The following is an 11,525-nucleotide window of genomic DNA, read 5'->3' as shown; positions in this document are numbered from 1 at the left end:
GGCGCGCGAACCGGTCTAAGGTCGGGCCGATCATGGAAACCTTGGTGATCCTTGCCGCGGCGGCGGCGACCCTGCTCGCCTGCGTCTTCGTGGTAACGCTCTCCAAGGGGCCGCGCCGGCCGCCCCTGCGCCTTCCCCGCGAGGAGGAATGGGACGACGATGCGGACGCCGTCGTGAAGGCGCTGACCCCGTCCCAGCCCAGCCCGATCGACCGCGGGGCGCAAGTGCTCGACGCCCGATTACTCGATGCCCAAGTGATCGATGGCGATATCATTGACGGTCACGTCATCGACGGCGAAACGGTCGATCCGCCCAAGGGCGGAGAGCCCCGAAAGTTCCAAGCGGAAGAACTCGATAGCCGGATGCTCGATCAACTTCTCGACCAGCAGAACCAAGTGCTGAAGCAGGCGCTCGAGCCGGACGCGCTGCGGCCGTCCGAGACGAAGGACCGGGCGGCCCGATGAGGCGGGTCGGCCTGCTCGCCGCCGTCGCGGCGGCCTGGATGGCACTCGTTCCCGGCCTGGTTTCCCCGGTCGTGGCACAGGACGAAGCGGCCCCGGCCCCCGCCCCCGCCGAGGCGGTGCCGGAGGCACCCAAGCGCAAGATACGGCCCAAGCCCCGCCCGAAGCCGCAGGCCAAACCCGCGCCGGCCGAGACCGCGCCCGCGAAGGCCGCCGACACGCCGCCCGCCGAGCCGGCCGCGAGCCCGATTCCCTCCGCCGTCCCCTCGCCCACGGGGATGAACTTTGCCGCGCCGTCGGTCGCCTGCGATCCGGGCCAGGCGGTCCGCTACCAGGGTGACAAGAATCTTGAGCTGTGGGTGACCCGCAGCGGCCGCATCACCATCGACAACCCCCTGCGTCCGCTGACGCCCGACGTGACCCGCGTGCTGCAGGTCGTGGTCGCCGGCAAGGTCGCCACCGCCTACGGGCCGGACCTGCTGTCCCTGCGCCGGGGCGCGTCGCCGGCTACGCTGGAGGGGACCATCGGCGGCCGGATCCAGTGGGATGCCTCCATCGTGGCCCTCCCCGACAGCCTGCCGATCAACGCGGAGACGGGCAAGCCCCTGGCCGAGCTGCGCTTCCTCGAATGCGGCACCGCGCCCTCGGGCAAGCTCCTGCCGCCGCCGAAGGCCCGCCGCATGGCGCCGACCCCCGAAGCTGTCGCAGCGGAGGCGGAGAAGGCCGAAAAGGCTGCCAAGGCTGCCGCGCAGGCGGCCGCGAAAGCCGCGAGCGTGGGCCGGGCGGTGCAGCCCCCGGCCGGCGGCGCCCCGCAAAATCTCACGCCGCCGCGGATGCCGGGCTCGGCCTTGCCGCAGGGGGCGATTCCCTGAACGGAGCCGTGATCCTCGTGGTGGGCGGGGCCGGCGCCTTCGGGTCGCGGCTCGTGGCCGGGCTCGCCACGACCACCGATCTCCGGGTGATCGTTGCCGGCCGCGATGTCGCCAAGGCGGAGGCCGTTGCCCGCACCGTGCCGGACGGACGCGGGCGGGCGGTACGCCTCGATGCGACGGAGGTCAGTGCGGGTGAGTTGCTGGCACTCGGCGCGACAATCGTGGTGGACGCGGCAGGGCCGTTCCAGGGCGGGGCGCCGGTGCTCGCCCGCGCGGCGATTGAAGCCGGCCTGCCCTATCTCGACCTTGCCGACGGCCGCGACTTCGTGGCGGCCTTCCCCGCCCTCGACGCGGCGGCGCGGGCCAACGGCGTCGTTGCGCTGACCGGTGCCAGCTCGACCCCGGCCCTGTCGAATGCGGCGCTCGATGCGCTCACTACGGGCTGGCGCACGATCGAGACGGTGCGGGTCGCCATCGTGCCGGGCAACCGGGCGCCGCGCGGCCTCTCGGTGATGCAGGCGATCCTCTCCTATGCCGGGCAGCCGGTGCGGGCGCTGCGGGCCGGCATGTGGCAGAACCGGCCCGGCTGGGGCCTGCTCAGCCGGATCGCGGTGCCGGGCCTCGGCCGGCGCTTCGCCAGCCTGTGCGAGACGCCCGACCTCGACATCCTTCCCGCCCGCTTCCCCACGCTGCGCACGGCCCTGTTCCGCGCCGGGCTCGAACTGCCCCTGCTGCATCTGGGCCTGAGCCTCGCGAGCCTGCCGGCGCGCTGGCGGCTGCTGCCCTCGCTCGTGCCCCTCGCCCGCCCCTTCCTGGCGATCGCCGGCTGGCTCGACCGGTTCGGCAGCGACCGCGGCGGCATGAGCGTCGAGGCGCTGGGAACGGACGCGACCGGGCGGCCGGTCCGCGCGGTGTGGAGCCTCGTCGCGGAAGCCGGCGACGGGCCCTATGTCCCGACTCTGCCCGCGCTCGCCGCGATCCGCCGGCTCACCGATCCGTCCGCCGCGCCGATTCCGCCAGGCGCCCGCCCCTGCGTCGGCGTTCTGCCGCTCGAAGCGATCGAGGCGGAGATGGCGCGCCTCGCCATCCGCACCCGCCGCGACATCGATCACCCCGTGCCGCTGTTCGCGCGGGTGCTCGGTGACGGCTTCGCGCGGATGCCCGAGGCGTTGCGCGTCGTGCACGGTGCGGTGGGTGATGGCGCCTTTCGCGGCCGGGCCGCGGTGATGCGCGGGCGCGGCCCCCTGATCGCGCTCGTCGCCGGGCTGTTCCAGTTGCCGCCCGCCCTGGAGGATGGGCCGATCCGCGTGACGATGGAGCCCGACCTCGACGCCGGCGCGGAACGCTGGACGCGCCATTTTCCGGATCGCCGCTTCTCCAGCCGGATGCGGCGCATCGGCCCCGACGGGAGCGGGCGGGTGCGCGAGCATTTCGGCCCGTTCGCGATGGATCTCGCTGTGAGGGCCCATGCCGACGGGCTCGACATGGCGGTGACGGGCTGGCGGTTCGGCCCGCTGCCCCTGCCGCGGTTCTTGCGGCCGACGACGCAGGCGAGCGAGCGAGTCGATGCGCAGGGCCGCTTCCGCTTCGACGTGGCCCTGTTCCTGCCGGTCCTGGGGCTGCTGGTGCATTATCGCGGTTGGCTGGTCCGCTGCGACGAGAGGGAAGAAGAAACGCCATGAGCGACACGCTGACGGCCGCGCAGGTAATCGACGCCCTTGGGTTGAAGCCCCACCCGGAGGGTGGGCATTACCGCGAGACGTTTCGCGACCCCCGCACGGTCGAGGGGCGCTCGGTCGGCACCGCGATCTACTATCTGCTCGGCCTCGGCGAGACCTCGGCCTGGCACCGGGTGGATGCGGCCGAGATCTGGCACTGGCATGCCGGCGCGCCGATGGTGATCACGATGAGCCCCAACGGCCACGACGCCTCCGCCCACCATCTCGGGCCCGACCTGCTGCGCGGCCAGCGTCCGCAACTCGTGGTGCCCGCAGGCCATTGGCAGACGGCGACCAGCCTCGGCGCCTGGACGCTCGTTGGCTGCACGGTCTCGCCGGGCTTCGAGTTCTCCGGTTTCGAGATGGCGCCCGAGGATTGGCGCCCGACCCCGCGGAGTTGACGGGCAACCGGAGGTCAGCCCGGCGCGCTGTTCTACCTTGAGTTGATGACATCATGACGCAGCACGGAAGGCGCGAGTCGGGCGTTTCCGGTTAAGGCCGCGACGCCTTCGACCCTTTGCCAGGAGACCTCCGTTTGCGCATTCCCTCTCACTCCCGCCGCCTGTTCCTGGCCGGAGGAGCCGCCGGCCTCGGCGCCGCCATCGCTGGCAGCCGCGCCGCCGCGCAGGGCGGCGGGAGCGGCATCCCGACCGGGCCGGTCGGGCGGCCCGAGCCGAAGCTGGAGGCGGAGCCGCCCCTGCCGCTCGATCGCCAAGTCGGCTGGGCGGTGGTCGGCCTCGGGGATTACGCGCAGGGCTATGTCCTGCCCGCCCTCGCCCGTGCACGCCGCTCGCGGGCGGTCGCCCTCGTCTCGGGCAGCACTGAGAAGGCGAAGGGCGTGGCCGCGCGCTACGGCGTGAAGGAGAGTGCGCTCTACGGCTACGACACCATGGACCGGCTCGCCGAGAATGACGCGGTCGGTGTCGTCTACATCGTCACGGCCAATTCCACCCATGCCGAGCTGACGGTGAAGGCGTTCGAGGCGGGCAAGCACGTCTTCTGCGAAAAGCCGATGGCGAATTCGCCGGCCGAGTGCCAGCGGATGATCGATGCCGCCAAGGCCGCCGGCCGCAAGCTGATGATCGCCTACCGGGCGCATTGGGAGCCGCACAACCTCCGCGCCAAGGAGATGCTCGACGCGGGCGAACTGGGACAGGTCTGGTTCGCGACGTCCGACCACCACCGGCCCCTCGACCCCGCGCTTCCCCGCGACCAATGGCGGATGAAACGGTCGGTGGCTGGCGGCGGCTCGCTGGTCGATATCGGAATCTACAGTCTCAACGGGCTGCAATGGTTCTTCGGCGAGAGCCCGAACGCCGTCGCGGCGTCGATGCAGGCGCCGCCCGACGATCCCCGCTTCGCGGAGGTAGAGAACGTGTTCACCGCCGAACTCGCCTTCCCGTCGGGCCGGCGGGCGACGATTTCCTCGGGCTACATGGCCAACAAGAAGCGGATCGATCTTTGGGGCGACCGGCTCGTCGCCACCCTCGATCCAGCCACCGCCTACCAGGACAACCGCCTCGTCGTCTCAAACGCGAAGCGGGCAGAGGAAATCCTGACGAAGGAGACGAGTGCTGCCCAGTTCACCGGCGAGATCGACCATTTCTCGCAAGCCGTGACGGAAGGCACGGAGATCAGCACGCCCGGCGAGATGGGCCTGCGCGACGTGCGCCTGATCGAGGCGCTGTACCGGGCCGCCCGCGAGCGCCGTTGGCTCGATCTCAACCCGGACATGACCGTGCGCGGCGCCTGATCGTCTCTCACGAAACGCCCGCTGCGCCGCCGTACCCGGACGGGACGCGATCGTTGATCGGGCGTTTTTCGAGGCTTTCCGACACCCAGTGGAGCCGAACGATGCCGTTTCTCATCGCTGCCGCGGCCGCCATCGCGGGTATCCTCAACACGGTGCAGTCGGGCGCCAATGCCTCTCTGAACAAGGCGCTCGATCAGCCGATCCTCGCGGCCCTCGTCGTCACCGCGGCCAATGTCGCCGTCTATCTCGCGGCCGCGCCCTTCATCGGGATCGGCTGGCCGGGGAGCCAGCGAATCGCGAGCGTGCCGTGGTGGGCGTGGCTCGGTGGAGCGATGGGCGCGACCTACGTGCTCGCGACGATCTTCATCGCCGAGCGGCTGGGTGCGGCCGTGTTCACCGGCATCACGGTGACGGCCGCCATCGTCACCTCGGTTCTGCTCGACCATTTCGGCTGGGTCGGGTTCGCCCAGCACACCGCCGACCCCTGGCGCATCCTCGGCTGCGCGCTGATGATCGGCGGCCTCGTTCTCGTCTGCCTGCGCTGACGCGGCGGCCCTTCGCCGCCAGGAAGCACCTTGCCGGATCGCGTGACGCCGAGATCGGCCAGAAGCCGCTCGTCCAGATCGGACAGGTCGTCCGCGATCGGCTCATCCCGCCCGTCGCGCGAGGCCGTCGGCCGGCATCGGTGCCATCCGGCCACGAGACTGGCGATCCCCCGCTGCAGGGTCCGTGCAATCTGTCCGATCATGTCTGCCTCCGCTGTTGCGACGGACAGGATGAGGCGTGGCTCGTGATGAATCGAACGAATTGATTTTACGGAAACGATGAGGGACGCTCATCGCAGAGGCTGAGCCGTGGCAGCAGGACCATCGTCGCCGTGAATGCGCTCAATCCGTCGAACCTCGATCTCGATCTCATCCGCACCTTCGTGACGATCTGCGAGGCCGGCACCTTCGCCCGCGCGGCCGAGCGGGTCGGGCGCACGCCCTCGGCGATCAGCCTTCAGGTCAAGCGCCTGGAGGAGCGTCTGGGCCGGGCGCTGTTCCTGCGGCAGCCGCGCGCCGTCGTGCCGACGGCGGACGGCGAGGCGCTGCTTGGCCTCGGCCGGCGCCTGCTCGCCCTGAACGACGAGGTGGTGACCTTCTTCGATGCGCCGCCGATGGAGGGGCGGGTGCGGTTCGGCGCGCCCCACGATTCCGGCCTGTTCGCCCTGCCGGCGATGTTGCGCCGGTTTGCCGCCACCCATCCGCAGGTCGAGGTCGATGTCCGGCTGGATGCGAGCCGCCTTCTGGTGGAGGCCATCGCCGAAGGCGTGCTCGATCTCGTGCTCTTTGCCGGCCATCTCCCGTCGGACCGCGCGGCGCAGGTGGTCCATTCGGAGGATCTGGTCTGGGTCGGTCTGCGCGGCGGCCTCGCCGAGGCGCGCCGGCCCCTGCCGCTCGCGCTCTGCCAGAGCGGCTGCACGTGGCGGGCGGCGGCGCTCGACGCCCTCGATCAGGCGGGCATCGCCTACCGGGTCGCCTATACGAGCGAGCATTGCCAGGGACAGATCGCGGCGGTGGAGGCGGACCTCGCGGTGGCGCCGCTTCCGTTGAGCGTTGCGCGACCGCCCTTCCAGCGGATCTCGGCCCTGCCGCCGCTCGGCAGCTACGACGTGCTGATGCGCCTGCGCGACGGTGCCGGGCCGGCGGCGCGGGCGCTCGCAGGCCATGTGGCGGACAGTTTTCGCGATCTTCCCGGCCTCGGCAGCCGGCTCTTCGCCTGAACGCCTCAGAGCGTCACGAGAATTTTTCCGAACACCTTGCGCGATTCCAGGCGCTCCAGGCCGCTGGCGAAATCGGCGAGCGGCAGCACCGTGTCGATGACCGGGGTCAGGCCGGCGGCCATCTTGTCGAGGCTCTGGCTCATATTGGCGATGCGGCAGCCGAACGAGCCGGTGATGCGGTATTGCTGCTGGAACAACTGCATCAGGTTCATCTGCACCGAGACGCCCGAGGTCGAGCCGCAGGTGACGAGCCGCCCGCCGCGCTTCAGGCAAAGCAGCGAGCCGTTCCACGTCTCGGCGCCGACATGCTCGAACACCACGTCCACGCCCTTGCGCTTGGTCAGCCGCCGCACCTCGCCCTCGAAGCGCTCCTCGCGGTAATTGACGACGTGGTCGGCGCCGAGCGCCTTCGCCTTCTCGCCCTTCGCGTCGTCGCCGACCGTCGTGTAGACAGTGCAGCCGATCGCCTTGGCCATCTTGATCGCCGCCGTGCCGATGCCCGAGCCGCCGGCATGGACGAGGATCGACTCGCCCGGCTCTAGCCGCGCGTTGTCGAACAGCATGTGCTGCACGGTGCCGAAGGCGATGCCGGCGCAGGCGGCCTGGACGTAATCGACGCCCCCCGGCACCCGCACCACGAGGCGGGCCGGCAGGTTCACCCGCTCGCGGGCGAAGCCGTCGAGATGGAAGCCCATCACGCCAGAGACGTCCTCGCAGAGGTTGTCGCGCCCCTCCTGGCAGGCGCGGCATCGGCCGCAGGTCAGCGCGCCGTAGGGCACGACCGCATCGCCGACGGAGAGCCCCTCGACGCCCTCGCCGACCGCCGCGATCTCACCCGCCGCCTCCGCGCCGACGGTCAGCGGCAGCTTGCGCTTGGCGAAGGCCATGCCGCGAAAGCCCCACACGTCGATGAAGTTGAGGCCGACCGCCCGGACCCGGATCTGCACTTCGCCCGGTCCCGGCGCGGGCGGCGGCTCGACCTCGGTGAGGCGCAGATCTCGGTCGCCGAAGAGCTGGAGGGCTTGCATCAGGATCGAACTCGTCTGGCGTTGAGGAGGGACTGGCGCGGCGTACGAACCGGACCCGGCCGGGGTCGCCCGACGCCGTACCGCGAAACAGCGGGCGCCGGGAGCCCCCTCCGGCCGCAGCGCATCGACGATGCGCCGACCGGTTCGAAGGACGGCTCTTCTCGATTCCGCGAGACACCGTTGCGCGATTGACGCGGGGCGCCAGGTGACTTTTGGATCAGAGCATGTCTTTCACATGAGGATGTGTCGAGTAGGCAGCGACTGGCCAACCGGTGCGGGAATGTCCGCGCGTATTCGTGCCTACGATTGGGCACGGACACCTCTTGGCGCCATTGCTGATTGGCCGCAGAGTTTGAGGACGATGGTCGAGTTGATGCTCGGCTCTCCTTTGCCGGCCGCGATCGCCTGGGGTCCTGAACTTACGGTAATCTATAACGACGGTTTCAGCGCGATCGACAACTTCAGCGATCCGCCGCCCCTTGGCCGCCCGTTCACGAAAGTCTGGCCAAAGCCGGAAAGCGACGGAATCGTCGACTCGATACGACAGGGGCAGGCCCGTCAGATCATTGATCGCTACTGGGATCTTCCCGCGCGGCCGGAGCGACCCTTCGGCTGGTTCACGTCCCAGTGGACGCCCTTGCGGGACGAAGCGGGAGGCTTCGCCGGGTTCTATCTCGCCGCCTTCGAGACGACCGATCGCGTCCTCGTCGAGCGGGCTTTGCTCGAGCGCGAGGAGCAGCAGGCCTTCGTGCTCGGCCTCAGCGACGCGCTCCGCCCCCTGGCCGATCCGCTCGAAGTCCAGGCCGTGGCCTGCCGCTTGCTCGGCGAGCACCTTCAGGCGGACTACACGTACTACCTCAACCTGTACGAGGCGGAGGGTTTCGCGATCATCGCACAGGATTTCGCGCGCGCGGGTCTCCCCTCGCGGGCCGGGAAATATCCCCTCAGCCTCGTCGGTTGGGCGATGCCCCATCAGGGCCAGGGCCAGCCGATCGCGATCACGGACGTGCAGACATCCCCCCTGGTCCCGGACGACTGCCGGGAGAGGGTGCTGGCTGACCGTGTCGTGAGCCTGCTCGGCATTCCGCTGGCGAAGCAGGGCCGCCTCGTCGGCGCACTTGCGCTCTCCATGACGACGCCGCGGGAATGGACCCCTGCGGAGATCGCGCTGGCCACCGAGATCGGCGAGCGCACCTGGGCGGCGATGGAGCGGGCCCGCGCGGAGAAGACGGCGTGCGAGGCCGACATTCGCCTGCGCACCCTGGCCGATGCCGCGCCCGTCCTGATCTGGGACGCGGATTCGAGCGGCACGATCCTCGTCAACGACCACTATCTCGACTTCTTCGGTGTCGGCTTCGAGGCCGTGGCGGGGTATGGCTGGCAGAAGTTCCTGCATCCCGAGGATGCCGAGCGACACCTTTCTCTCTTCCAAGAGGCGTTTGCGCAGCGCCATTGCTTCACCGACGAGGCCCGGCTCCGCCGCGCCGACGGGCAGTACCGCTGGCTCAGCACGTCCGGCCGGCCACTGGAGGACGGGCGCTTCGTCGGCGTCTCGATCGACGTCACCGAGCGGCGCCTCGCCGAGCAGCGCGTCAGGCGCAACAACGCCGTCCTCCAAGCGATCAACCTCGTCTTCAGCGAGACGCTCGGCGCCTCCTCGGAGGAGGAATTGGCGCGCATCTCCCTCGAAGTCGCCGAAGAGCTGACCGGCAGCGCCATCGGCTTCATCGGTGAGATCAATGAGACCACCGGGCGCCTCGACGGCCTGTTCTTCAGCGACCGGAGCCGGGCCCGCTATGCCGCGCACGCATCGGAGGGGGATGACGGCTTCCCGATGGGCAAGTCGGCGCTGGGGCTTGCGATTCACGGCATCTACGGGCGGGTGTTGCAGGATGGCGCGGGCGTCATCGTCAACGATCCCGCCTCCCACCCCGACCGCGTCGGCACGCCGGCCGGCCACCTGCCGCTGACGGCCTTCCTCGGCGTGCCGCTAAAGCAGGGTGACCGGACGCGGGGTCTGATCGGGCTCGGCAACCGCCCGGGCGGCTACCGGCCGGAGGACCTTGAGGCGGCGGAGGCGCTGGCGCCCGCGATCTGGCACGCCCTGCGCAGCAAGCGGGCGGAGCTGCGCCTGCGCGAGAGCGAGGAGCGTTTCCGGCAATTCGCCGAGGCTTCCTCCGACGTCCTCTGGATCCGCGATGCGGAGACGTTCGAGATGGAGTTCGTCAGCCCGGCGCTGCGGACGGTCTACGGCATCGAACCCAACGTGCTCGGCCCCGAGATCCGGAGGTGGGCCGGCCACATGCTGCCGGAGGATCGCGAGAACGCCCTGCAAAACCTGCAGCGGGCGGCGACCGGCCAATCGCTGCTGAACGAGTTCCGCATCAAGCGGCCGAGCGACGGCGCCTTCCGCTGGATTCGTAGCACGCTGTTTCCCCTGCGCGACGAGCAGGGCCGGGTGCGGCGCATCGGCGGTTTGTCCTCCGACATGACCGAGGCCAAGCTGCTGATCGGGCATCAGGCCGTGCTGCTCGCCGAATTGCAGCACAGGGTGCGCAACATCATGGCGGTGACCCGCTCGATCGTCGCCCGCACGGGCGAGCGGGCGGAGACCGTGTCCGATTACGCGTCCCTGGTGGGAGGGCGCCTCCTGACGCTGGCCCGCGTCCAGGCCCTGCTGACCCGCTCTCCCAATGCCGGCGTGCCAGTCGCTACCATCGTCCGCGACGAGATCGACGCCCAGGACCTGCGCGCGGACCAGTACGATCTGTCGGGACCCAAAATCGAACTCTCGCCCAAGGCGGCGGAGATCCTGACGCTCGCCGTTCACGAACTGGCGACCAATGCCCTGAAATATGGAGCCTTGTCGGTGCCGGATGGGCGCGTGCGGGTGAATTGGTCCTCGTTCGAGAAGAGAGGCGAGCCCTGGCTCGGCTTCGATTGGGCGGAGGATGGCGTGCCGGAAGCGAAGATCGCGGACGAGAGTGAGGCGAATCGTCGCACCGGCGCGCGCCGTGGTTTCGGCCGCGAACTGATCGAGGGGCGCCTGCCTTACGAACTCGGGGGGCGCGGTCGCCTGGAGATCGGTCCGGAGGGGGCGCGGTGCCGCCTCGAATTTCCGCTCCGTGACGGCGCCAGCATTCTTGAAACCGATGCCCCGCAACGAGCGACCGTGTTCGGAGGAGCGCTCGACATGACCGGCGAACCAGATTTGAGCGGCTATCGCATCCTCGTGGTGGAGGACGAATACTATCTCGCCACCGATACGGCACGCGCGCTCCAGGGAGCGGGCGCGGAGGTAGTCGGCCCCTGCCCCAGCGAGGAGGCGGCGCGCGAGGCACTCGACGAAGGGGCGCTGGCAGCGGCGCTGGTGGATATCAATCTCGGATCAGGGCCGTCCTTCACCCTGGCGGCCCTGCTTCGGGAGCGCGGCGTGCCGTTCGTGTTCATTACCGGTTACGACGAGGGTGTGATTCCGCCGGATTTCGCCGATGTGGAGCGCCTCCAGAAGCCGGTCGAGCTGAAACGCGTCGTCAATTTCCTCGCCGACACGCTGCAGGCGGCGCAGTGAGACCGTCACTCCTCGCAGTTCGGGGACGTCGCGTCGGTCTTCGTGGTCCGGGACGTCGGCGCGGGGCTCAATCCGGCGTCAGGTAGCGCCGCCGCGCCCAGCCGAGAGTGCGGTCGAACTTCACCCGGCACCATGTCAGCCCGCTCGGCGTCTCGTTGGTGCAGCCGAAGCCAAGCACCCGGCGCCCGACCGGGATCTGTCCGAGGGCCGGCGCCCCCGCATCCGGCGTTTCGCGGATCGTCAGGCTGTCGTCCCGCGGCAGGCCCTCGACCCGGAAAGTCTCGGCGCCCCAGGCTGAACCGCCGCCTGCGAGCAGCAGGGCAAAGGCGAGGCGGGGCAGGGAGCGCGACATCGCGG

The 11,525-nt window shown here is 70.2% G+C and carries 10 protein-coding genes; 8 read left to right on the top strand and 2 right to left on the bottom strand.

Translation table 11 applies throughout. From position 1 onward, the window contains the following. Window positions 1-32 precede the first annotated feature (32 nt). The 7 genes from M2437_RS09570 to M2437_RS09540 all read left to right on the top strand — a co-directional run bounded on the left by M2437_RS09570 (window position 33) and on the right by M2437_RS09540 (window position 6,569). Complete coding sequence (locus M2437_RS09570; RefSeq protein WP_056117268.1) at window positions 33-464, top strand: hypothetical protein; 432 nt, start codon at window positions 33-35, stop codon at window positions 462-464. Continuing rightward, window positions 461-1,333: a hypothetical protein gene (locus tag M2437_RS09565; RefSeq protein ID WP_253387247.1), complete on the top strand. Its 873-nt coding sequence runs from the start codon at window positions 461-463 to the stop codon at window positions 1,331-1,333. Before M2437_RS09570 ends, M2437_RS09565 begins: the two co-directional genes overlap by 4 nt. Before the next feature lie 8 nt (window positions 1,334-1,341). Further along, complete coding sequence (locus tag M2437_RS09560) at window positions 1,342-3,015, top strand: saccharopine dehydrogenase family protein (protein WP_253387246.1); 1,674 nt, start codon at window positions 1,342-1,344, stop codon at window positions 3,013-3,015. Next, complete coding sequence (locus tag M2437_RS09555; protein WP_015952697.1) at window positions 3,012-3,452, top strand: cupin domain-containing protein; 441 nt, start codon at window positions 3,012-3,014, stop codon at window positions 3,450-3,452. The genes M2437_RS09560 and M2437_RS09555 overlap by 4 nt, the downstream gene beginning before the upstream one ends. Before the next feature lie 134 nt (window positions 3,453-3,586). Further along, window positions 3,587-4,804, top strand: coding sequence for a Gfo/Idh/MocA family protein (locus M2437_RS09550; protein WP_253387245.1), 1,218 nt, complete (start codon window positions 3,587-3,589; stop codon window positions 4,802-4,804). A gap of 101 nt (window positions 4,805-4,905) precedes the next feature. After that, window positions 4,906-5,349: a DMT family transporter gene (locus M2437_RS09545; protein ID WP_253387244.1), complete on the top strand. Its 444-nt coding sequence runs from the start codon at window positions 4,906-4,908 to the stop codon at window positions 5,347-5,349. A gap of 332 nt (window positions 5,350-5,681) precedes the next feature. Next, entirely contained in the window at window positions 5,682-6,569 is an 888-nt protein-coding gene (locus tag M2437_RS09540) for a LysR family transcriptional regulator (protein WP_253387243.1), read from the top strand. Window positions 6,570-6,574: 5 nt separating this feature from the next. Here the strand turns inward: M2437_RS09540 and M2437_RS09535 are convergent, their stop codons facing one another. Beyond that, window positions 6,575-7,597 (bottom strand): zinc-binding dehydrogenase, encoded by a 1,023-nt coding sequence (locus M2437_RS09535; protein ID WP_253387242.1) that lies wholly within the window; start codon window positions 7,595-7,597, stop codon window positions 6,575-6,577. 361 nt (window positions 7,598-7,958) lie between these two features. On the opposite strand from M2437_RS09535, the gene M2437_RS09530 reads away from it, so the two are divergent. Further along, a complete protein-coding gene (locus tag M2437_RS09530) occupies window positions 7,959-11,168 on the top strand; it encodes a GAF domain-containing protein (RefSeq protein ID WP_309247823.1) in 3,210 nt (1,069 codons plus the stop codon). 67 nt (window positions 11,169-11,235) lie between these two features. Here M2437_RS09530 and M2437_RS09525 read toward each other — a convergent pair whose 3' ends face one another. Next, on the bottom strand, window positions 11,236-11,520 hold the full coding sequence (locus M2437_RS09525; protein WP_012255615.1) for an SH3 domain-containing protein: 285 nt from the start codon (window positions 11,518-11,520) through the stop codon (window positions 11,236-11,238). Between the last annotated feature and the right edge of the window lie 5 nt (window positions 11,521-11,525).

The organism is Methylorubrum pseudosasae (genome assembly GCF_029504475.1).
GTDB lineage: Bacteria > Pseudomonadota > Alphaproteobacteria > Rhizobiales > Beijerinckiaceae > Methylobacterium > Methylobacterium extorquens.
The sequence above is the reverse complement of the archived record's forward strand: the minus strand, read 5'-3'. Positions and strand labels throughout refer to the sequence as shown.

Excerpts from the sequence above, each read along its gene's own strand:
- M2437_RS09570 (WP_056117268.1), top strand. The coding sequence starts at position 33 with ATGGAAACCTTGGTGATCCTTGCCGCGGCGGCGGCGACCCTGCTCGCC.
- M2437_RS09565 (WP_253387247.1), top strand. The coding sequence starts at position 461 with ATGAGGCGGGTCGGCCTGCTCGCCGCCGTCGCGGCGGCCTGGATGGCA.
- M2437_RS09555 (WP_015952697.1), top strand. The coding sequence starts at position 3,012 with ATGAGCGACACGCTGACGGCCGCGCAGGTAATCGACGCCCTTGGGTTG.
- M2437_RS09545 (WP_253387244.1), top strand. The coding sequence starts at position 4,906 with ATGCCGTTTCTCATCGCTGCCGCGGCCGCCATCGCGGGTATCCTCAAC.
- M2437_RS09535 (WP_253387242.1), bottom strand. The coding sequence starts at position 7,597 with ATGCAAGCCCTCCAGCTCTTCGGCGACCGAGATCTGCGCCTCACCGAG.
- M2437_RS09530 (WP_309247823.1), top strand. The coding sequence starts at position 7,959 with ATGGTCGAGTTGATGCTCGGCTCTCCTTTGCCGGCCGCGATCGCCTGG.
- M2437_RS09525 (WP_012255615.1), bottom strand. The coding sequence starts at position 11,520 with ATGTCGCGCTCCCTGCCCCGCCTCGCCTTTGCCCTGCTGCTCGCAGGC.